This window comes from Citrobacter sp. Cf072 (assembly GCF_030334485.1).
GTDB lineage: Bacteria > Pseudomonadota > Gammaproteobacteria > Enterobacterales > Enterobacteriaceae > Citrobacter > Citrobacter freundii.
On sequence record NZ_JAOWDX010000047.1, the window covers coordinates 1 to 20,483 of the forward strand.

Annotated in this window: 20 protein-coding genes and 2 tRNA genes; 13 read left to right on the forward strand and 9 right to left on the reverse strand. The window is 53.1% G+C overall.

The window, feature by feature from the left end; all coding sequences use genetic code 11:
* The first annotated feature begins 316 nt into the window (after positions 1–316).
* A complete protein-coding gene (gltX, locus tag OGX66_RS18750) occupies positions 317–1,732 on the forward strand; it encodes a glutamate--tRNA ligase (protein ID WP_088903206.1) in 1,416 nt (471 codons plus the stop codon).
* 56 nt (positions 1,733–1,788) lie between these two features.
* Here the strand turns inward: gltX and OGX66_RS18755 are convergent, their stop codons facing one another.
* Together OGX66_RS18755 and OGX66_RS18760 are read right to left on the reverse strand one after the other, a co-directional pair.
* A complete protein-coding gene (locus OGX66_RS18755; protein WP_003028279.1) occupies positions 1,789–2,181 on the reverse strand; it encodes a MerR family transcriptional regulator in 393 nt (130 codons plus the stop codon).
* Position 2,182: 1 nt separating this feature from the next.
* A complete protein-coding gene (locus tag OGX66_RS18760; RefSeq protein WP_003028277.1) occupies positions 2,183–2,545 on the reverse strand; it encodes a YfeC-like transcriptional regulator in 363 nt (120 codons plus the stop codon).
* 221 nt (positions 2,546–2,766) lie between these two features.
* Here OGX66_RS18760 and OGX66_RS18765 point away from each other — a divergent pair.
* Together OGX66_RS18765 and OGX66_RS18770 are read left to right on the forward strand one after the other, a co-directional pair.
* Positions 2,767–2,842, forward strand: a tRNA-Ala gene (locus OGX66_RS18765).
* Between the two features lie 42 nt (positions 2,843–2,884).
* A tRNA-Ala gene (locus OGX66_RS18770) sits at positions 2,885–2,960 on the forward strand.
* A gap of 144 nt (positions 2,961–3,104) precedes the next feature.
* Here the strand turns inward: OGX66_RS18770 and nupC are convergent.
* A complete protein-coding gene (gene nupC / locus OGX66_RS18775) occupies positions 3,105–4,307 on the reverse strand; it encodes a nucleoside permease NupC (RefSeq protein WP_003028275.1) in 1,203 nt (400 codons plus the stop codon).
* A 272-nt stretch (positions 4,308–4,579) separates the two neighbouring features.
* Between nupC and OGX66_RS24630 the strand changes: the two genes are divergently transcribed.
* Positions 4,580–4,654: a hypothetical protein gene (locus OGX66_RS24630; RefSeq protein ID WP_418219455.1), complete on the forward strand. Its 75-nt coding sequence runs from the start codon at positions 4,580–4,582 to the stop codon at positions 4,652–4,654.
* On the forward strand, positions 4,651–5,889 hold the full coding sequence (locus OGX66_RS18780; RefSeq protein ID WP_003028272.1) for an Nramp family divalent metal transporter: 1,239 nt from the start codon (positions 4,651–4,653) through the stop codon (positions 5,887–5,889). The genes OGX66_RS24630 and OGX66_RS18780 overlap by 4 nt, the downstream gene beginning before the upstream one ends.
* A gap of 32 nt (positions 5,890–5,921) precedes the next feature.
* Here OGX66_RS18780 and ypeC read toward each other — a convergent pair whose 3' ends face one another.
* Positions 5,922–6,254: a DUF2502 domain-containing protein YpeC gene (gene ypeC, locus OGX66_RS18785; protein WP_003839243.1), complete on the reverse strand. Its 333-nt coding sequence runs from the start codon at positions 6,252–6,254 to the stop codon at positions 5,922–5,924.
* Between the two features lie 137 nt (positions 6,255–6,391).
* Positions 6,392–7,381 (reverse strand): L-glyceraldehyde 3-phosphate reductase, encoded by a 990-nt coding sequence (gene mgrA / locus OGX66_RS18790; RefSeq protein ID WP_003845004.1) that lies wholly within the window; start codon positions 7,379–7,381, stop codon positions 6,392–6,394.
* Positions 7,382–7,562: 181 nt separating this feature from the next.
* Here mgrA and OGX66_RS18795 point away from each other — a divergent pair, with 181 nt between their 5' ends.
* Entirely contained in the window at positions 7,563–9,215 is a 1,653-nt protein-coding gene (locus OGX66_RS18795; RefSeq protein ID WP_136346140.1) for an alpha-keto acid decarboxylase family protein, read from the forward strand.
* On the opposite strand, the gene OGX66_RS18800 is transcribed toward OGX66_RS18795, so the two are convergent.
* Positions 9,216–10,451, reverse strand: coding sequence for an ion channel protein (locus OGX66_RS18800; protein ID WP_270935440.1), 1,236 nt, complete (start codon positions 10,449–10,451; stop codon positions 9,216–9,218).
* Positions 10,452–10,655: 204 nt separating this feature from the next.
* Here OGX66_RS18800 and glk point away from each other — a divergent pair, with 204 nt between their 5' ends.
* From glk to ptsP, 6 genes are all read left to right on the forward strand, one after another.
* The gene (glk, locus tag OGX66_RS18805) at positions 10,656–11,621 is read left to right on the forward strand and encodes a glucokinase (RefSeq protein WP_003028256.1); all 966 of its coding nucleotides are present in this window, start codon (positions 10,656–10,658) and stop codon (positions 11,619–11,621) included.
* A gap of 190 nt (positions 11,622–11,811) precedes the next feature.
* Entirely contained in the window at positions 11,812–12,138 is a 327-nt protein-coding gene (locus OGX66_RS18810; RefSeq protein ID WP_003028254.1) for a PTS fructose transporter subunit IIB, read from the forward strand.
* A gap of 20 nt (positions 12,139–12,158) precedes the next feature.
* Positions 12,159–13,406: a PTS fructose transporter subunit IIC gene (locus tag OGX66_RS18815; protein ID WP_003028252.1), complete on the forward strand. Its 1,248-nt coding sequence runs from the start codon at positions 12,159–12,161 to the stop codon at positions 13,404–13,406.
* Between the two features lie 17 nt (positions 13,407–13,423).
* Positions 13,424–14,509: an aminopeptidase gene (ypdF, locus tag OGX66_RS18820; RefSeq protein ID WP_088903210.1), complete on the forward strand. Its 1,086-nt coding sequence runs from the start codon at positions 13,424–13,426 to the stop codon at positions 14,507–14,509.
* Positions 14,509–15,549 (forward strand): aminopeptidase, encoded by a 1,041-nt coding sequence (gene ypdE / locus OGX66_RS18825; RefSeq protein ID WP_016150724.1) that lies wholly within the window; start codon positions 14,509–14,511, stop codon positions 15,547–15,549. The genes ypdF and ypdE overlap by 1 nt, the downstream gene beginning before the upstream one ends.
* A 23-nt stretch (positions 15,550–15,572) precedes the next feature.
* Positions 15,573–18,068, forward strand: coding sequence for a phosphoenolpyruvate--protein phosphotransferase (gene ptsP, locus OGX66_RS18830; protein ID WP_270935447.1), 2,496 nt, complete (start codon positions 15,573–15,575; stop codon positions 18,066–18,068).
* A 43-nt stretch (positions 18,069–18,111) separates the two neighbouring features.
* On the opposite strand, the gene OGX66_RS18835 is transcribed toward ptsP, so the two are convergent.
* Positions 18,112–18,291, reverse strand: coding sequence for a hypothetical protein (locus tag OGX66_RS18835; protein WP_071524306.1), 180 nt, complete (start codon positions 18,289–18,291; stop codon positions 18,112–18,114).
* 154 nt (positions 18,292–18,445) lie between these two features.
* Here OGX66_RS18835 and OGX66_RS18840 point away from each other — a divergent pair, with 154 nt between their 5' ends.
* Complete coding sequence (locus OGX66_RS18840; protein WP_032936527.1) at positions 18,446–18,829, forward strand: cupin domain-containing protein; 384 nt, start codon at positions 18,446–18,448, stop codon at positions 18,827–18,829.
* Positions 18,830–18,866: 37 nt separating this feature from the next.
* On the opposite strand, the gene OGX66_RS18845 is transcribed toward OGX66_RS18840, so the two are convergent.
* Positions 18,867–19,730, reverse strand: coding sequence for an AraC family transcriptional regulator (locus OGX66_RS18845; RefSeq protein ID WP_003839254.1), 864 nt, complete (start codon positions 19,728–19,730; stop codon positions 18,867–18,869).
* Between the two features lie 15 nt (positions 19,731–19,745).
* Positions 19,746–20,480 carry a two-component system response regulator YpdB gene (gene ypdB / locus OGX66_RS18850; protein ID WP_032936528.1) on the reverse strand — a complete coding sequence of 245 codons (735 nt, stop codon included), beginning with the start codon at positions 20,478–20,480 and terminating at the stop codon, positions 19,746–19,748.
* Between the last annotated feature and the right edge of the window lie 3 nt (positions 20,481–20,483).

Genomic DNA, 20,483 nt, shown 5'->3' on the forward strand with positions numbered 1-20,483 from the left:
TCGAACCGCCGACCCCCTCCTTGTAAGGGAGGTGCTCTCCCAGCTGAGCTAATCACCCCCGCTGTGTGGAGTCGCATTATAGGGAGAGTTGAAAATGAGTCAACGCATTTTCTAAAGAATTTGTTCGTTCGTCGTAAATTTAAACAAAACGATCGCAAATCAATCCATGCAGCATGATTTGTATACGAAAATGGCAAAGCGTGATGTTCCAACCTGAACAACATTGAGGAATCAGACCACAGTGATAGAATACGAGCCTGATAATCTTCCCAGGATTTGCCGGTTGTCGGCATCTTTATAAACGTAAGGCCATTTCATGAAAATCAAAACTCGCTTCGCGCCAAGCCCGACAGGTTACCTGCACGTCGGTGGTGCGCGTACTGCTCTATATTCCTGGCTTTTTGCACGTAACCATGACGGTGAGTTTGTGCTGCGTATTGAAGACACCGATCTCGAACGCTCCACTCCGGAAGCTATTGAAGCCATTATGGATGGCATGAACTGGCTGAATCTGGAATGGGATGAAGGCCCGTACTTCCAGACCAAACGTTTTGATCGCTACAACGCCGTGATTGATGAGATGCTGGAAGCCGGTACCGCGTATAAATGCTACTGCTCCAAAGAACGTCTGGACGCGCTGCGTGAAGAGCAGATGGCAAACGGTGAGAAGCCTCGTTACGACGGTCGCTGCCGCCACGGTCATGAACATCATGCTGATGATGAACCATGCGTGGTGCGTTTTGCCAACCCGCAGGATGGATCCGTTATTTTTGATGACCAGATCCGTGGGCCGATCGAATTCAGCAACCAGGAGCTGGACGATCTGATCATCCGCCGTACCGACGGTTCCCCGACCTACAACTTCTGTGTGGTGGTCGACGACTGGGATATGGAAATCACTCACGTTATTCGTGGTGAAGACCATATCAACAACACTCCGCGTCAGATAAACATCCTGAAAGCGCTGAATGCGCCGGTACCGGTTTATGCACACGTGTCGATGATCAACGGCGACGATGGTAAAAAACTTTCTAAACGTCACGGTGCGGTCAGCGTTATGCAGTATCGCGACGACGGTTACCTTCCGGAAGCGCTGCTGAACTATCTGGTGCGTCTGGGCTGGTCCAGCGGCGATCAGGAAATCTTCACCCGTGAAGAGATGATCAAACTGTTTTCCCTTGGTGCGGTGAGTAAGTCTGCCAGTGCGTTCAACACCGAAAAACTGCAGTGGCTGAACCATCACTACATTAATGCGCTGGCACCGGAATATGTGGCAACGCATCTGCAATGGCACATTGAGCAGCAAAATATCGACACTCGCGTCGGCCCGCAGCTGTCTGAGCTGGTTAAACTGCTGGGTGAGCGCTGCAAAACGCTGAAAGAGATGGCGCAGAGCTGCCGTTACTTCTACGAAGATTTTGCTGAGTTCGACGCGGACGCCGCGAAGAAACACCTGCGTCCGGTAGCACGTCAGCCGCTGGAAGTGGTTCGCGATAAACTGGCTGCTATCAGCGAGTGGACGGCAGAAAACGTGCACCACGCGATTCAGGCGACCGCTGATGAGCTGGAAGTGGGTATGGGTAAAGTTGGGATGCCGCTGCGCGTAGCCGTAACCGGTGCGGGTCAGTCTCCGGCGTTAGACGTCACAGTGCATGCGATTGGTAAATCCCGCAGCATTGAGCGTATTAATAAAGCGCTGGCGTTTATTGCTGAGCGTGAAAGCCAGCAGTAAGCTCGGTTGAGCGATGAAACAACGGCAGGAGCGCATCCTGCCGTTTTTTTTGCCTGTTATTCAGACTCATCAATACCCAGACGGGTAAGGAAAGTGCGAATACCTTCGCGAGAAATATACATTGCCAGCTTTTCTTGTTCCGTTGGGGACATGTTGTCCAGTGCGCTAATTATCTGGCGACAGGCGTGGCTACGCACCACGTGGTTGTATTCTGCCAACGGTTCCTCTGCCTGATAAATTTCAGGTACTTTGCGAAAAGCCGGAATATTGAGCAGAAACGTGCGGACGCTGGAGTCGATATGAATCAGCCTTGCACGACCCCCTTTAACGCCGGGAAACTTTTCGGTGGTCCAGTTTTGTTCTCTGATCCAACGATTGACGGTTTGTTTGGCAACTCCGAGACAGTCCGCCAGTTCTTCGGTCGTCATTTTGCTGCGTAATTTTTTCATATTATTTGTTGTCGCGGATCCCTAAGCGTTGTAATAAACCCGTAATGCCTTCACGCAGGATCAGTGACGTAAACATTTTCTGTTCTGACGGAGTCATCTCTTTGGCGAGCCTAATCAGTAGAGCTTCGATAGAGGTATCGCCTGATAACGATAAATTATCTGATAAACCTTCGGCTGAACGCTCAGCACTGCGAATGTATTCACGAACTTGTTCGGTGACGTGAACCAGACGCGCTTTACCGCCCTGTACGCCTGGTTTTGGTGATGTAGCCCAACCCTCCTTGCGCACCCATTTATTGATGGTCTGTCGGCTGTATCCGGTCAGATTAGCAAGTTCTTCTGGCGTCATCCGTTCCTTGAACATAACGATTCCCTGAATAGTCGTGGGGTTAATTAGTGGCTCATTTTATAGCACCATTTTAGTAGAAACCGTGACGCGTTTAACTACTGAATGCGAGTTGTTGCGCAATGTTCTTCATTTGACTGCTTTTTCAGCGATTGAATTCTATGAGTTAATTTTGCCGTTGACACACGCGAAGGGAATTCATATGATGCCGCCCGTCAACTCGACAAGCTTTACGTAATGGGGCTATAGCTCAGCTGGGAGAGCGCTTGCATGGCATGCAAGAGGTCAGCGGTTCGATCCCGCTTAGCTCCACCAAATTTTATCCCAACGAATTTGGTATATACGTAAAAGCATCGTGGGGCTATAGCTCAGCTGGGAGAGCGCTTGCATGGCATGCAAGAGGTCAGCGGTTCGATCCCGCTTAGCTCCACCAAAATTTAAACCCTCGCTGAAAAGCGGGGGTTTTTTGTTTCTGCATCCTGTCGATTCTTACCGATATCTCCCTGCTCTGCTGAATAGCAGGCATAAAAAAGCCGGGGAAATTCCCCGGCCTTATCACTACGACGTTGTCTTACGCTTACAGCACCAGTGCTGCGATAGATGCAGACAGTACGCTCACCAGCGTAGAGCCGTACACCAGCTTCAGACCAAAGCGGGAAACTACGTTACCTTGCTCTTCGTTCAGGCCTTTAATCGCACCGGCGATAATACCGATAGAAGAGAAGTTAGCGAAGGAGACCAGGAACACAGAGATGATGCCTTCAGCGCGCGGAGAGAGCGTAGAGGCGATTTTCTGCAGGTCCATCATCGCAACGAATTCGTTGGAAACAAGTTTTGTCGCCATGATACTGCCCACCTGCAGCGCTTCGCTGGACGGAACACCCATTACCCATGCAACCGGATAGAAGATGTAACCCAGGATGCCCTGGAAGGAGATGCTGTAGCCAAACCAGCCGGTCACGGTGGCAAACAGGGCGTTCAGGGCAGCAATCAGCGCGATGAAACCAATCAGCATCGCCGCAACGATAATTGCCACTTTGAAACCTGCCAGGATGTATTCACCCAGCATTTCGAAGAAGCTCTGACCTTCATGCAGGTTAGACATCTGGATATTTTCTTCGCTGGCATCAACGCGGTAAGGGTTGATCAGCGACAGCACGATAAAGGTGCTGAACATGTTCAGTACCAGCGCCGCAACAACGTACTTCGGCTCCAGCATGGTCATGTACGCGCCGACGATAGACATGGAAACGGTAGACATCGCCGTTGCAGCCATGGTGTACATACGGTTGCGAGACATTTTGCCGAGAATATCTTTATAGGCGATAAAGTTCTCGGACTGACCCAGGATCAGAGAGCTGACGGCGTTGAAGGATTCCAGCTTGCCCATACCGTTCACTTTGGAAAGCAGGTAACCAATTGCGCGGATAATAACCGGCAGCACACGGATATGCTGAAGGATACCGATCAGGGCGGAGATAAAGACGATAGGGCACAGCACTTTCAGGAAGAAAAATGCCAGGCCTTGATCATTCATGCTGCCGAAGACGAAGTTCGTCCCCTCGTTGGCAAAACCGAGCAGTTTTTCGAACATTTCGGAGAAGCCTTTTACGAAGCCCAGGCCGACGTTGGAGTTCAGGAAGAACCACGCCAGTAACACTTCAATAACAAGCAGTTGAATAACATAACGAATGCGAATCTTTTTACGGTCACTGCTTACCAGCAGCGCAAGGATCGCAACAACGGCCAATGCCAATACAAAATGAAGGACGCGGTCCATATTTGCTCCAAATATGAGGCAGGTTTAGTTTTCGTGCACATTCTATGTAACAACCATAAAGAAAACGAGATCAAACACACACTATAATAAGGACCTGTGACGAGATTCAAAATTAGTGATCGGTGATACACTTCCGTTATGCTTTGTATCGAAGTGAAAAGTTATGTCATTGTGCTAATCTATAACAATAATTAAACATTTTACCGTTTTTCCCAGAATCCTTATCGATCCATAGACAAACACTATCAGAGAAATCAACTTCACCCATCAAAATGAATTTGATAATCATTCTCAATAGGCGTAGCTTGAAACATAGCAAAGGCTATGTTTCTGAGGCACTAAAATGACTAACGATCGCGTTGAGAGTAGCAGTGGACGGGCAGCGCGCAAGTTGAAGCTCGCATTAATGGGACCTGCGTTCATCGCAGCGATCGGCTATATCGATCCGGGCAACTTCGCCACCAACATCCAGGCAGGGGCCAGCTTTGGCTATAAACTGTTGTGGGTGGTGGTCTGGGCAAACCTGATGGCGATGCTGATCCAGGTGCTATCGGCAAAGCTTGGCATTGCCACGGGTAAAAATCTGGCGGAACAAATTCGCGATCACTATCCTCGTCCGGTGGTGTGGTTCTACTGGGTGCAGGCCGAAATTATCGCCATGGCGACAGACCTTGCTGAATTCATTGGTGCCGCGATTGGCTTTAAGTTGATCCTCGGCGTGTCGTTATTGCAGGGGGCCGTGCTCACCGGTATCGCGACTTTTTTGATTCTGATGTTGCAGCGCCGCGGGCAAAAACCGCTGGAAAAAGTGATTGGCGGCTTGCTGCTGTTTGTGGCTGCGGCTTACATTGTGGAATTGATCTTTTCCCAGCCGAACTTCGCGCAACTTAGCAAGGGGATGGTTATCCCGAGCCTACCTAATTCCGAAGCGGTGTTCCTCGCCGCTGGCGTGCTCGGCGCGACTATCATGCCGCATGTCATTTATCTGCACTCTTCCTTAACCCAGCATCTGCACGGCGGAACACGTCAACAGCGCTATGCGGCCACTAAATGGGATGTGGCTATCGCCATGACGATTGCCGGATTTGTCAATCTGGCGATGATGGCGACGGCTGCCGCTGCATTTCATTTTAGCGGGCATACCGGTATTGCCGATCTCGATCAAGCGTATCTGACCCTTGAACCGCTGTTGAGTCACGCTGCGGCGACAGTGTTCGGTTTAAGCCTGGTGGCTGCGGGACTTTCTTCTACCGTGGTCGGTACGCTGGCGGGGCAGGTGGTGATGCAAGGGTTTATCCGTTTTCACATTCCGCTTTGGGTTCGCCGTACGGTTACCATGATGCCATCCTTTATTGTGATTCTGATGGGATTAGATCCAACGCGTATTCTGGTGATGAGCCAGGTGTTGCTCAGTTTTGGTATTGCACTGGCGCTGGTGCCGCTGTTGATTTTCACCAGCAACAGTCAGCTGATGGGCGATTTGGTGAATACCCGATGGGTAAAACAGGTAGGCTGGGTGATTGTTGTGCTGGTGGTGACGCTCAATATCTGGCTGTTGGTAGGAACCGCTCTCGGTTTGTAAAAACAAAAGGGCCTGCGGGCCCTTTTGTTACATTAATGATGGTGGCCATGGCCTCGGCCCTTTCCGCGACCGCGGTGGTCGTCACGGTCATTCCAGCCTTCACGGTAGCCGCGCTCATAAGCTTTGCGTTTATCCCAACCGCGATGATAGCCATTGTCATGACGCCACCAGCGATTTTTGCGCCACTCATAGTTATGGTGCCAGTAATCCCGGTCGCGCCAGCGGCCGCCATCCCAGTAGTTACCGTAGTTATCGCGATCGCCAATTTGCAATTTTATTGATGGCAGCAGGGTGATTTCGCCGGCGTTCGCGGCCAGCGGTGTAAAAGCCAATAAGACTGCCGCCAGAATCAGTGACCTGAACATGTTTTCTCTCCTTCACGATCGAGCCGTAGCCGGCCTGTTAATACAATATTACGGGGCAGTAAAGCCCCGTTTCATCGCCTTAACTCTTAAATCGCAAGTGAGAGCACTTTTTGTTAATAAATGTGTCTTTATTTCAATCAACTCAGGATAGCATCAATCTCCGCGCACTCTTCAGACGTAAAGTGACGGTTTGCCAGCATGCCGACAGCGTCTTCAATCTGCGCCGTTTTACTCGCGCCAATCAGCACTGACGTGACTTTGTCATCCCGTAACACCCATGCCAGCGCCATCTGGGAAAGCTTTTGCCCGCGTCGTTCTGCCAGCGCATTCAGCGCCCGCACCTTCTCCAGTTTCTCTGGCGTAATGTGATCCGGGTTCAGGAAACGGCTGCCGCTTGCCGCACGAGAATCCGCAGGAATGCCGTTCAGGTAGCGGTCGGTTAACTGCCCGCCTGCCAGCGGTGAGAAGGCGATGCTGCCGACACCTTTTTCCTGTAACAACGACAGCAGACCGCCTTCGACCCAACGTTCAAACATGGAATATTTGGGCTGGTGAATAAGGCATGGCGTACCTAAATCGTCGAGTATTTCAATCGCCTGCCTGGCAAGATCTGCCGGATAGTTAGATAACCCGACGTACAGGGCTTTGCCCTGACGGACGATGTGATCCAGTGCGCGCATGGTTTCTTTGAGCGGTGTTTCAGGGTCGGGGCGATGGTGGTAGAAAATATCGACATACTCCAGTCCCAGGCGCTTCAGGCTTTGATCGAGACTGGCAATCAGATATTTGCGTGAACCCCAATCACCGTAGGGACCTTCCCACATGGTGTAGCCCGCTTTAGTGGAGATAATAAGCTCATCTCGCCACGGTAAAAAATCTTCCTGCAGGATCCGACCAAAATTCCGTTCTGCCGAACCCGGCGGTGGACCATAGTTATTTGCCAGATCAAAATGGTTGATCCCCAGATCGAATGCGCGCTGTAATAATGCCCGACTGTTTTCGACCTGTGTGGTATCGCCAAAATTGTGCCACAAACCCAGCGAGACAATCGGCAGTTTAAGGCCGCTCTGACCGCAGCGGCGGTACTCCATTGTCTGATAACGATTTTCATCTGCGTGATAAACCATGTCACCCCCTTCCACAATGCGTGTGTCTTTCAGTGTATACGGTTACACCGTCTATTCTTCAATGAATTTTTACCGCCAAAACTGTAAATCCTGCTTTCCACCCCTTCACAGCGACTTTCCTGGACAGTCATCACAGTTCTTCGATACTCAACATGAGGTTACCGTCAGAAGGATAGCTGTCATGCAAACCCAGTATTCCGTTGCTGATTATCTGCTGGACAGGCTGGCAGGCTGTGGCGTCGGCCATCTCTTTGGTGTGCCTGGCGATTATAATTTGCAGTTTCTTGACCACGTGATTGAACATCCCAACGTATGTTGGGTCGGGTGTGCGAACGAGTTGAATGCGGCTTATGCGGCAGATGGCTATGCACGGGTCTCCGGGGTAGGGGCGCTGCTCACCACGTTTGGTGTGGGCGAGTTAAGTGCGATTAACGGTATTGCAGGAAGTTATGCGGAATATGTTCCTGTTTTGCATATTGTTGGCGCGCCCTGTCGCGGTGCACAGCGTCGTGGGGAGTTGATGCATCACACGCTGGGTGATGGTGACTTTCAACATTTTTACCGTATGCAGCAGGCGGTGACGACGGCGAGCGCGGTACTGGATGAACAAAACGCCTGTTATGAAATTGACCGCGTGTTGCGAGCAATGCTCATCGAACGCAGGCCGGGCTATCTGATGTTGCCTGCTGATGTGGCAAAACAGCCCGCCACACCACCGAATGACATCCTGATTGTTCCTCTGAGCGAGCCGGAGAGCAGTGTGGCAGAAGCGTTTCGCTACCATGCCCGTGAACGATTGTTGGACAGCCCGCGCGTCGCGCTGCTCGCGGACTTTCTCGCGCTACGTTTTGGTTTGCAGCCGGTTTTACAGCGCTGGATGGCGGAAACGCCGATGGCCCACGCTACGTTGTTGATGGGCAAAGGGCTGTTCGATGAACGTCATCCGGCGTTTGTTGGCACTTACAGTGCCGGAGCCAGTAGCGATTATGTTCGTCTGGCTATCGAAGATGCCGACACGATATTTTGTGTCGGCACACAATTTGTCGACACCCTGACCGCCGGGTTTACGCAACAGCTACCGCAGGAGCGCACCATTGAGGTTCAGCCACATGCCTCACGGATTGGAACCAGCTGGTTTAACATCCCGATGGAGCAGGCGGTCACCACATTGCGGGAGCTGTGTCTGGAAATGTCGTTTTCACTGCCGCCAGAACGTCCGCCAGTTGCGCGCATTCAGGTTGAGAAGGGGCCTCTGACGCAGGAAAACTTCTGGCATACGGTGCAGCAGTATCTGGCGCCTAATGACATTATCCTCGTCGATCAGGGAACCGCCGCCTTTGGCGCGGCTGCGCTCTCATTACCTTGCGGGGCGGAAGTATTGGTTCAACCGTTGTGGGGATCTATTGGCTATGCGCTACCGGCGGCATTCGGCGCGCAAACGGCCTGTCCGGACCGTCGGGTGATCCTGATTATTGGCGATGGCGCGGCGCAGCTCACCATTCAGGAGCTGGGCTCCATGCTCAGAGACGGGCAATCACCCGTTATTTTACTCCTCAACAATGACGGCTATACCGTGGAGCGGGCTATACACGGGGCAAATCAGCGCTATAACGATATCGCCGCCTGGAGCTGGACGATGGTGCCGCAGGCGTTTAGTCGTGAATGCCAGGCGGAATGTTGGCGGGTGAGGCAGGCGGTACAGCTGGAGGAAGTTTTGGCCAGGCTGTCCCATCCGCAACGATTGTCGTTAATTGAGGTGGTGCTACCGAAAGCTGATCTTCCTGAATTATTGCGCACGGTGACCCGTGCGCTGGAATCTCGCAACGGCGGATAGCTATTTATCAGGGCGTTCAGCGACCATCAACGGCTTGCCTGCCAGCAGCAGCCAGGCGGGCAGCATGACGATGCACAGCAGCGGCAGCAGGGTGGAATCTGGTACCACTACTGCTGCCATAAACAGGCTCAGCCAGGCGTCGCGGGTGACGACCAGCACCAGCCCGAGGATAGAGCAAGAAACCGTGATGGCAGCCGGCACCGCTTCAACATGGGCGTGCAGCATCAGACCCAAGGCGACACCAACGAATACCGCCGGGAAGATTCGTCCTCCGCGAAAACCACTCGCTGCCGCAACTACTAACGCCGCCAGCTTAATTACGGCGAGCATGAAATAATCCGATGTCCCCAGCGTTTGGCTAAACGCCATCTGCTGCATTTCGTCCAGTCCCTTAAACAAGGTAAGCGGCCCGCCGATAACACCCAAAATTCCAAGGATAAAACCGCCTGCCCCGAGGATCAGTACCGGGTGTTTTAATCGATGCATTAAATGGTGCAAACGTGGCAGACACCAGACGGCTACCATTCCGGCAGCAATAGCGATGGCGGCAACAACCGCGCCGCTGAGGATATCGATCAAGTGCATCTGCGTATAGTGCGCGATGGGCAGTGAAAAATGGGGGTGAAAAAACAGGCTGGTGGTTAGCGAACCCGCGGCCGCGGCCATTAACGGCGCAAACAGGCGATCCCACAAGGGCACATCGTTTGAGCTATTCAGCGTTTGCGAAAATATCAGCGCAGCGGCAACGGGGGTGCCAAATAGCGCGCCGATGGTGCCGGCAGAGGCGAGAATGGTCCAGTCCAGTTTCGCAATGCGGGGAAACATGCGGCTACCAAGTGCCACTGCCAGAGCGATATTTACGGTCATGATGGGGTGTTCCGGACCCAGACTGACGCCACCCGCGAGGCCAAGGATTAGCGCTGCCAGCAGGCCCGGTAGTGCTGACGCTGGCACCGGCATACCAATTAACGGTTCACAGGCCGGATCCGGACCTGCGTGACCATGGCTGTAACGGATAACTAACCCGACCATGATTCCCGTGAGCGTCAGCATACCGATAATCCAGACCGGAGAGTCCTGGGCTATACCGATGCTAACAGGCAGACGTTCCCACAAAAACTGCTGTAAAACGGAAGCCACTTTCATCACAACGATCAACACCAGGCTGGACGCTATGCCAATGATTAGCGCTGGGGTTGATAGCAAGAGCATCGTTCTGGCTCGCGGATGGAGCATTTTCTATTCCTTAAAACAGAGTCATAGACATAGTTTGCACAGCATGCCTGACGGCATTGCTGCAAATGATGCTGAAACGATAAAGTAATTGTGTGATCTGGATCGATTTTCCACGGGCATCAGCCTTCAGACCGTTGTTGTTATGTCCCCATGAATTTACAGTGTGGCAAAGATTTAATCTGACTTTAGCGGAGCAGTGGAAGAATGACAAAATATGCTTTAGTAGGGGATGTTGGCGGCACCAACGCGCGTCTTGCTCTGTGCGATATTGCCAGCGGCGAGATTTCGCAGGCAAAAACCTATTCCGGGCTGGATTACCCTAGTCTGGAAGCCGTGGTGCGCGTGTACCTGGATGAGCATAGCGTCAGCGTCGAAGATGGCTGCATTGCCATTGCCTGTCCGATTACTGGCGACTGGGTGGCAATGACCAACCATACCTGGGCATTCTCTATTGCTGAGATGAAAAAAAATCTGGGCTTTAGCCATCTGGAAATCATCAATGATTTCACCGCCGTGTCGATGGCGATCCCGATGCTGAAAAAAGAGCATTTGATCCAGTTTGGTGGCGCGGAACCTGTTGAAGGTAAACCGATAGCCGTCTATGGCGCAGGAACCGGGCTCGGCGTGGCGCATCTGGTGCACGTGGACAAACGCTGGGTGAGCCTGCCCGGTGAAGGCGGTCATGTAGATTTTGCGCCTAACAGCGAAGAAGAAGGAATTATCCTTGAAGTCCTGCGCGCCGAAATTGGCCATGTTTCCGCAGAACGCGTGCTGTCCGGTCCGGGGCTGGTGAATCTGTATCGCGCCATCGTCAAATCAGACGGGCGGTTGCCGGAAAATCTGCAGCCGAAGGATATCACCGCACGGGCGCTGGAAGATTCCTGCATTGACTGTCGTCGGGCGCTGTCGCTGTTCTGCGTCATTATGGGGCGTTTTGGCGGCGATCTGGCGTTAACGCTGGGCACGTTTGGCGGTGTGTACATCGCTGGTGGTATCGTACCGCGCTTCCTCGACTTCTTTAAGGCTTCAGGCTTCCGCGGTGGTTTTGAAGATAAAGGCCGTTTTAAAGCCTACGTGCAGGATATTCCGGTGTACCTGATTGTGCACGATAATCCTGGACTACTTGGCGCAGGTGCGCATTTGCGTCAGACGCTGGGCCATATTCTTTAATTCTTCATCAGAAATCTGCAAAACCGCGTAAATCACGCGGTTTTTTTATGCCTGCCGCCCACCTTTCCGACCTTCGTCACACTTCCTGATTGCTGGATTATTTGTCCAGTAAAAGCATTATTTGTCTGATAACGGTTGTTACTTTCCTCGGACCATAATTTCACTCGTTAACTATTACGAGGAAATAATTATGAGCAAAAAATTAATTGCCGTCTGCGCGTGCCCAATGGGGCTGGCCCACACCTTTATGGCGGCTCAGGCGCTGGAAGAAGCCGCGGTTGAAGCCGGTTATGAAGTGAAAATCGAAACCCAAGGCGCTGACGGAATACAAAATCGCCTGACGGCGCAGGATATTGCTGAGGCGACGTTAATCATCCATTCAGTTGCCGTAACTCCGGAAGATAACGAGCGTTTTGAGTCGCGTGATGTCTACGAAATTACGCTACAGGACGCGATAAAAAATGCTGCCGGCATCATTAAAGAGATCGAAGAGATGGTTGCCGCTGAACAACAATAATCATCGACAGGGAATTACGTATGGCCATTAAAAAACGCAGTGCAACCGTTGTGCCTGGCGCATCTGGTGCGGCAGCGGCAATAAAAAATCCACCGGCCTCCCGCAATAGCTTCTGGGGCGAACTTCCGCAACATGTGATGTCGGGTATTTCACGCATGGTGCCGACGTTAATTATGGGCGGGGTAATTCTCGCCTTCTCGCAACTGATCGCCTATAGCTGGCTCGATATTCCTGCTGACACTGGCATCATGGATGCGCTGAACAGCGGAAAATTTACCGGTTTTAATCTCTCATTACTGAAGTTTGCCTGGCTGTCGCAATCTTTTGGCGGCGTGCTGTTTGGTTTTGCTATTCCGATGTTTGCCGCGTTCGTTGCCAACTCCATAGGCGGCAAGCTGGCGTTTCCGGCGGGGTTCATCGGCGGGCTGATGTCTACTCAGCCGACACAGATACTGAATTTTGACCCATCAACGCTGCAATGGGTAACCAGTGCTCCGGTTCCGTCAACCTTTATTGGTGCGCTGATTATCTCGATTGTCGCCGGGTATCTGGTGAAGTGGATGAACCAAAAAATCCAGCTGCCTGATTTCCTGCTGGCATTCAAAACCACCTTTTTACTGCCCATTCTCTCCGCCATTTTCGTCATGCTGGCGATGTATTACGTGATAACGCCGTTTGGCGGCTGGATTAACGGCGGGATCCGTACTTTGCTGACGGCGGCTGGCGAGAAAGGCACGCTGATGTACGCGATGGGGATTTCCGCGGCAACGGCGATTGACCTCGGCGGCCCGATTAATAAAGCCGCAGGTTTTGTCGCCTTCAGCTTTACTACCGATCACGTTCTGCCGGTCACCGCGCGCTCTATTGCGATTGTCATTCCGCCGATTGGCCTCGGACTGGCCACGCTTATTGACCGTCGCTTAACCGGCAAACGCCTGTTCAGCGCACAGCTTTACCCGCAGGGGAAAACGGCAATGTTCCTCGCATTTATGGGCATCAGCGAAGGGGCGATCCCGTTTGCACTGGAAAGTCCCATCACCGCAATTCCTTCTTATATGGTTGGCGCCATTGTCGGGTCGACGGCTGCCGTCTGGCTGGGGGCCGTGCAGTGGTTCCCGGAATCCGCTATCTGGGCGTGGCCGCTGGTGACTAACCTCGGCGTCTATATGGCGGGGATCCTGTTAGGCGCGGTGATTACGGCGCTGATGGTGGTGTTCCTTCGCCATCTGATGTATCGCAAAGGCAAGTTGCTGATTGAAAGCCTCTGATTAAAAGGATTGTAACTATGAGCTTACTTGCTTCACTGCGCGACTGGTTAACGGCGCAACATCTCGACGCGATGCTGTTGTCATCACGGCAGAACAAACAGCCGCATATGGGGATCTCCAGCAGTTCAGGGTTTGTGTTTATCAGCCATGAAAGTGCGCATATCCTGGTTGATGCCCGTTACTACACCGATGTTGCCACGCGTACTCAGGGCTATCAGATCCATCGGCTCGATGGAACGCAGACGCTGTATTCGCAGGTGAATCACATTATTGCGCACGAAAAGCTGCAGACGGTGGGATTCGAAGGTGAGCAAGTAAGCTGGGAAACGGCGAACGCGTGGTCGGACAAACTGCGTGCCCGACTGGTGAGCGCCGTACCGGATGTGCTCCGGCAGGTGAAAACGGCACAGGAAATAGCCTACATCCGCGAAGCCTGCCGGATAGCTGACCTCAGCGCGGAACATATACGACGCTTTATTCAACCCGGTCTCAGTGAGCGCGAAATTGCCGCTGAACTGGAGTGGTTTATGCGCACGCTCGGCGCAGATAAAGCTTCTTTTGACACCATTGTCGCCAGCGGCTGGCGCGGTGCGCTGCCACACGGCAAAGCCAGCGACAAACGTGTTGAGGCGGGTGAGTTCATCACGCTGGATTTTGGCGCGCTGTATCAGGGTTATTGTTCGGATATGACGCGAACCTTTCGCATCCCCGATGCGAACCAGCCAGCGGAAGAAAGCGCGCTGTTTGCCGTGTACCAGATTGTCCTTGCGGCGCAGCGTGCCGCGGTGGCGGCAATTCGACCAGGTGTGCGATGCAATGAGGTAGACGCCGCAGCCAGGCGGGTCATTACCCTTGCGGGCTATGGTGATGGGTTTGGTCACAACACCGGACATGCTATCGGTATTGAAGTGCATGAAAACCCACGTTTTTCCCCCGCTGACACAACACCTCTGGTCGCTGGCATGCTGCTCACCGTTGAGCCGGGTATTTATCTGCCGGGGCAGGGGGGTGTGCGTATTGAAGATGTTGTGCTGGTTACGCCTGACGGCGGCGAGGTGCTCTATACCATGGCGAAAACATTGCTACACACGGGAGAGGCGTAATGGATTTATCGTTACTAAAGGCGCTGAGCGAGGCGGACGCGATCGCCTCGTCAGAACAGGAAGTGCGGCAGATCCTGCTTGAGGAGGCGGATCGTCTTAATAAAGAGGTGCGCTTCGATGGTCTGGGATCGGTGCTGATCCGTCTCAATGAATCAACCGGTCCGAAGGTGATGATCTGCGCGCATATGGATGAAGTGGGATTTATCGTGCGTAGTATTTCCAGCGAAGGGGCGATCGATGTATTACCGGTGGGAAATGTGCGTATGGCGGCCAGACAACTGCAGCCGGTGCGGATCACCACCCGTGAAGAGAGCAAAATTCCCGGTCTGCTCGACGGAGAGCGCTGCGGTAATGAGGTCAATACGCTGCGGGTAGATATTGGCGCGCGATCTTATGATGAGGTACTCCAGGCCGGCGTACGCCCCGGCGATCGCGTCACATTCGACACAACCTTTCAGGTCTTGCCGCACCAGCGAATCATGGGCAAAGCCTTTGATGACCGTCTTGGATGTTATTTGCTGGTGGCGCTACTGCGTGAATGGCATAACGCCATACTTCCTTGCGAGGTCTGGCTGGTGGCCAGTTCCAGTGAAGAAGTGGGACTGCGCGGAGGACAAACGGCTGCACGCGTTGTCGCACCGGATGTGGCGTTTGTGCTGGATACTGCCTGCTGGGCCAAAAACTTTGATTACAGTGTGGCCAACCATCGGCAGCTCGGCAAAGGTCCGATGCTGGTGCTGAGCGATAAATCGCTGATTGCACCGCCAAAGCTGACTGTGTGGGTTGAAAGCGTGGCCGCTGACGCGGGTATTTCCCTGCAGCTCGATATGTTCAGTAACGGCGGCACCGACGGCGGGGCGGTGCACGTAAGCGGTACAGGGATCCCAACGGTTGTCATGGGACCCGCCACACGGTATGGACATTGCGCGGCGTCGATTGCCGACTGCCGGGACATCATCCAGACGCAGCAGCTGTTGTCGGCTCTTATTTCACATCTTACGTGCGAAACCGTGGCTCATCTGACGGATTTCAGGTGCTGATTTCGCGCTAATCAGGAGTTGTTATGCTAACGATTCAATTTCTTTGCCCGTTACCCAATGGTCTGCATGCACGTCCGGCGTGGGAGCTGAAAGAACAGTGCTGCCAGTGGCAAAGTGAGGTGATATTTATTAATCATCGCCAGAATGCGCGGGCGGATGCGAAAAGCTCGCTGGCGCTGATAGGCACCGGAACGCTTTTTAACGACAGTTGCAGCCTGTCCATTACTGGTCGCGATGAAGAACAGGCCCGGCGAGCGCTGGAGGAGTACCTGCAGCACCGGTTTATTGACAGCGATAGCGTTCAGCCGACCCCGGCGGAACTGGCGGCGCACCCGTTGCCGCGTTCGCTGATTCGCCTCAACCCGGACCTGCTGTACGGCAGCGTGCTGGCAGGGGGCGTGGGAGCAGGTACGCTCACGCTTTGGCAGAGTGATAACTTGGAAAGTTATCGTGAGATTGCGGCGAGTGCGGAAGACAATACCCGGCTGGAGCATAGTCTGGCGACGCTTGCCGAACAGCTCAATCAGCAGCTGCGCGAGCGCGACGGCGAGAGTAAAACCATCCTTAGCGCGCATCTGTCTCTGATTCAGGATGACGAGTTTGCCGGGAATATTCGCCGCTTAATGCTGGAGCAACATCTGGGGCTAGGGGCGGCAATCATTGCCAATATGGAGCTGGTGTGCGACAAGCTGTCGGCCTCCGGTAGTGATTACCTGCGCGAACGCGTCAGTGATATCCGTGATATCAGCGAACAGTTGCTGCACATCACCTGGCCTGAAAGACGGCCGCGTAATGCGTTGGTGCTGAATAAACCGACAATTCTGGTTGCTGAGGATCTGACGCCCAGCCAGTTTTTAAGCCTCGATTTGCAGCATCTGTCTGGCATGATCCTGGAGAAAACGGGGCGCACTTCGCATACCCTGATCCTTGCCCGTGCGTCAGCTATTCCAGTACTTAGCGGCTTGCCGCTGGCGGTCTTTAACCGGTATTCCGGGCAGCATGCGGTACTGGATGCCCGATGTGGGGTATTAGCCATCAATCCAGACGATGCCGTTCGCGGCTATTACGCGATTGCGCAGAAGCTGGCCGATGAATGCCAGCGGCGGCAGGCGCTTGATGCCGCCCAGCCTGCGTTGACCAAAGATCATCAGCGTATTGACGTTGCAGCGAATATCGGTACCGCGCTGGAAGCGCCGGGAGCGTTTGCCAATGGTGCGGAAGGGATTGGGCTGTTTCGTACTGAAATGCTGTTTATGGACCGCGACAGCGCACCTGATGAGCAGGAACAGTTTGAAGCCTACCAGCAGGTCTTACTGGCCGCGGGCGACAAGCCGGTTATCTTTCGCACCATGGATATCGGCGGCGATAAGAACATCCGCTATCTTAATATTCCGCAGGAAGAGAATCCGTTCCTGGGTTATCGCGCGGTGCGGATTTATCCGGAGTTTGCCGGGCTTTTTCGCACTCAATTGCGCGCGATTTTACGGGCGGCGACCTTCGGCAATGCGCAACTGATGATCCCGATGGTGCACAGCCTCGACCAGATTTTATGGGTAAAAAGCGAACTGCAAAAAGCGTTGGTGGCGCTGAAAGCGGACGGCTTACGTCATGCTCCGACAATCTCACTGGGAATTATGGTTGAAGTCCCTTCGGTGTGTTACATCATCGACCATTTCTGTGATGAGGTGGATTTCTTCAGTATTGGCTCAAATGACATGACCCAGTATTTGTACGCCGTTGATCGCAATAACCCGCGCGTTTCGCCGCTGTACAACCCGATTACGCCGTCGTTCCTGCGCATGTTACAGCAGATTGTTCACGTGGCGCACGAACGCGGTAAATGGGTGGGTATTTGCGGCGAACTGGGCGGTGAAGGACGTTATTTACCGCTGCTTCTGGGCCTCGGGCTGGACGAGCTGAGCATGAGCAGCCCACGTATTCCGGCGGTAAAAAGCCAGCTTCGTCAACTGGACAGCCGGGCATGTCGTGAGCTCGCCATGCAGGCCTGCGAATGCCGTAGCGCTCAGGAGATAGAAGATCTGCTAAACCAGTTTGCACCGCAGAAAGATGTGCGTCCGCTGCTGGCGCTGGAGAACATCTTTGTCGGCGAATCTCTGAGTAACAAAGAGCAGGTGATCCAGTTCCTGTGCGGCAATCTTGGCGTTAATGGACGGACTGAACATCCGTTTGAACTGGAAGAGGATGTCTGGCAGCGCGAAGAGATCGTCACCACCGCCGTCGGCTTCGGTGTGGCTATTCCGCACACGAAATCTCAGTGGATCCGCCATTCCAGCATCAGCATTGCCCGGCTTCTGCAGCCCGTTGACTGGCAGTCTGATATGGGTGATGTGGAACTGGTGATCATGCTGACGCTGGGTGCCGATGAAGGCATAAACCACGTGAAGGTCTTCTCGCAGCTGGCGCGCAAGCTGGTGAACAAGCAGTTCCGCCAGTCGTTGTTTGCCGCTGAAAATGCTGAGAGCATTCTTGCGCTGCTGGAGGCAGAACTGACGTTTTAAGTTTGACAGCAAGAGTGGATAAGAGGGTCAGAAAGGGAAATTATCAATCAGAGAACGGTAGTTTCCCGGCCCTCAACAACGTCATCTCTTGTTTGCAGAGCAGCACTACCGCCTGGCGACCTTTAACACGGCGGGAGGTCAGGGCTCTTTTCACGGTCCGACGATCCGCACCTGATTCCAGCATCTGAAAACACATCAGGGAGAGTGCACGTCTGTTCTTCATCGTATATTCACTTTATTGAGTAAGCCTGCAGGGTTTAGCTAAAGGCCGTTATTTTACAACGATCCTGGCTGAGATTACGAATCGTACAATAAATGACCGCTGCTGATATAATTTAAGAGCGGCCATGCGCGTAATCAACCTAAGGAGGTGCGCAATGGACAAAGCAGAAGTGAAGTCATTTGGTCTTCCAGACGAAGTTCGTGAGTTCCCTCACGGGCGACTGGAGCTTCTCGATGTGGGAGGTGCAATCGTCGGCCGTGCGGTCCTGGAACCAGGCTGGCGGTGGTCTACGTCAGTTCAACCTATCGCTGGAACGAAGAGTTGCGAAGCCCCTCATTTTCAGTACCACGTTTCCGGTGTGCTGCGGGTAAAAATGGATGATGGCAGCGAATTTGATTGTAAGCCCGGTGAGCTGTCGCGCATTCCTCCAGGCCATGATGCCTGGGTGGTTGGCGATGAATCCGTGGTGATTGTTGATTTCCAGGGAATGGTCAATTGGGCTAAACACACAGGCATCGGCTGTAACGACTCACCATAAAGCAAAGATGCGGCGGCCCTGGCAGGTGTTGACATAATCAACGCGCTGACTGAAAACGCGCGCCGTACTCTCCCGGCGTCAGGCCAAACTGACGCCGGAACAGGCGGCAGAAATAATCACTGTCATGGTATCCACACCGCTGTGCGACTTCGCTAATCGACAGATGGTATTTCTGCAAGATAATGCGCGCCTTCGCCATTCTTACCCACCGCAGATACTCGACGAACCCCATAGTGCCGTGCTGGGCAAACACTTTTGACAGGTGATTGGGTGTGATATTAAAAAACTGCGCCACGCTTTCGCGAGTCAGCGGCTGGGCATAGTTATCTTGTATCCAATTACACATACTATGATAGAGAAATTCAGCGCGTGGGCGCTCTGTGTCTGGGCGGGTATTCACCACGCTACGACACAGATGCAGCAGACTAAGCACCAACGGCTGAATGATATCCTGGGCCTGAGGAGAGCGGCTTAAATGCGTTAATGCGGTGAGCATCGCCTCGCCTTCGCCGCGCTGTGGATGGGGTAACTCAATACGGCGTACCGGACGAAGCAGCGATGCGGTTCGATTATCGTAAAAAGAGAGTCCCAGCCATGCCGGAGAAAAAACCAGGCTCAGCAGCATCACGGGTTTGTCGCCGCCGGGCAGATTGGCCGCTTTCGCCGGGATAAACAGCATGTCGCCTTCTGCCAGGTTATGCTGCTGTTTTTGCAGTTGGTTGCTGTATTCCCCACGTAGCACGATATCAAGGCGCGGAAGATCAATACATAAACTGCCGGTCGGTAACGTGGTGGGCTGGGTTGCGAACCACACGTGCCCCAGACGCTGTGGGTTTAACACCAGGCCACTGAACAGATCGGCGAAAAACTGTTGGTCTGCGGGAAGGCCTGGCTCTTTCATCGCTCTTTCTCTGCGCTATAAGTGCATTAACTGTCTGAACTCTTTCACTTTACTCCGACTAACCGGGATTTCAAATTCCAGATCTTTTAAGCGCAAAATATAGGTATTGTTAAACCAGGGTTCGATCTCGCGGATTTTATTCAGATTCACGCAGAACGAGCGGTGGCAGCGGAAGAAATGCGAAGCCGGCAGTTTGCTGCAAAATTCGGTGATGTTCATCGGCATCACGTACGATTCGCGCCGGGTGTAGACAAACGTCATCTTTTCATGGGCTTCTGCGTAGTAGATGTCGTTGATCGGGGTCACGATGATCCGCTCATCTTTGATCAGGTTGATCGTATCGTTTTCGCGGGCCACCGGACTGGCGGGCGAAGTTCCCGTTTGCTGCTGTTGCCAGGCGGCTTCCAGCTTTTGCAGCATGCTGACAATGCGTGATTCCTGGTACGGCTTCAGAATGTAGTCAAAAGCTTCCAGTTCGAAGGCTTCAACGGCGTGCTCTTTCCACGCGGTAATAAACACAATAAAGGGTTTATGCGCGAACTGGCTGATATTTTGTGCCAGCAATACGCCGTCCAGCGAGGGAATATTAATATCCAGAAAAATGGCGTCAACGCGGTTGTGCTGGAGATATTTCAGCACGTCCAGACCATCGTCAAACGTGCCGACAATCTCCATCTGGCTGTGCTCTTTTATCAGCCAGCTCAGTTCCTGTTGGGCCAGGAATTCATCTTCAACAATGATGACTTTCACGAC

Excerpts from the sequence above, each read along its gene's own strand:
- mgrA (WP_003845004.1), bottom strand. The coding sequence starts at position 7,381 with ATGGTTTATCACGCAGATGAAAATCGTTATCAGACAATGGAGTACCGC.
- OGX66_RS18840 (WP_032936527.1), top strand. The coding sequence starts at position 18,446 with ATGGACAAAGCAGAAGTGAAGTCATTTGGTCTTCCAGACGAAGTTCGT.
- ypeC (WP_003839243.1), bottom strand. The coding sequence starts at position 6,254 with ATGTTCAGGTCACTGATTCTGGCGGCAGTCTTATTGGCTTTTACACCG.
- ypdE (WP_016150724.1), top strand. The coding sequence starts at position 14,509 with ATGGATTTATCGTTACTAAAGGCGCTGAGCGAGGCGGACGCGATCGCC.
- OGX66_RS18760 (WP_003028277.1), bottom strand. The coding sequence starts at position 2,545 with ATGTTCAAGGAACGGATGACGCCAGAAGAACTTGCTAATCTGACCGGA.
- ypdF (WP_088903210.1), top strand. The coding sequence starts at position 13,424 with ATGAGCTTACTTGCTTCACTGCGCGACTGGTTAACGGCGCAACATCTC.
- glk (WP_003028256.1), top strand. The coding sequence starts at position 10,656 with ATGACAAAATATGCTTTAGTAGGGGATGTTGGCGGCACCAACGCGCGT.
- ptsP (WP_270935447.1), top strand. The coding sequence starts at position 15,573 with ATGCTAACGATTCAATTTCTTTGCCCGTTACCCAATGGTCTGCATGCA.
- OGX66_RS18845 (WP_003839254.1), bottom strand. The coding sequence starts at position 19,730 with ATGAAAGAGCCAGGCCTTCCCGCAGACCAACAGTTTTTCGCCGATCTG.
- OGX66_RS18835 (WP_071524306.1), bottom strand. The coding sequence starts at position 18,291 with ATGAAGAACAGACGTGCACTCTCCCTGATGTGTTTTCAGATGCTGGAA.
- OGX66_RS18810 (WP_003028254.1), top strand. The coding sequence starts at position 11,812 with ATGAGCAAAAAATTAATTGCCGTCTGCGCGTGCCCAATGGGGCTGGCC.
- gltX (WP_088903206.1), top strand. The coding sequence starts at position 317 with ATGAAAATCAAAACTCGCTTCGCGCCAAGCCCGACAGGTTACCTGCAC.
- nupC (WP_003028275.1), bottom strand. The coding sequence starts at position 4,307 with ATGGACCGCGTCCTTCATTTTGTATTGGCATTGGCCGTTGTTGCGATC.
- OGX66_RS18780 (WP_003028272.1), top strand. The coding sequence starts at position 4,651 with ATGACTAACGATCGCGTTGAGAGTAGCAGTGGACGGGCAGCGCGCAAG.
- OGX66_RS18795 (WP_136346140.1), top strand. The coding sequence starts at position 7,563 with ATGCAAACCCAGTATTCCGTTGCTGATTATCTGCTGGACAGGCTGGCA.
- OGX66_RS18800 (WP_270935440.1), bottom strand. The coding sequence starts at position 10,451 with ATGCTCCATCCGCGAGCCAGAACGATGCTCTTGCTATCAACCCCAGCG.
- OGX66_RS18815 (WP_003028252.1), top strand. The coding sequence starts at position 12,159 with ATGGCCATTAAAAAACGCAGTGCAACCGTTGTGCCTGGCGCATCTGGT.
- OGX66_RS18755 (WP_003028279.1), bottom strand. The coding sequence starts at position 2,181 with ATGAAAAAATTACGCAGCAAAATGACGACCGAAGAACTGGCGGACTGT.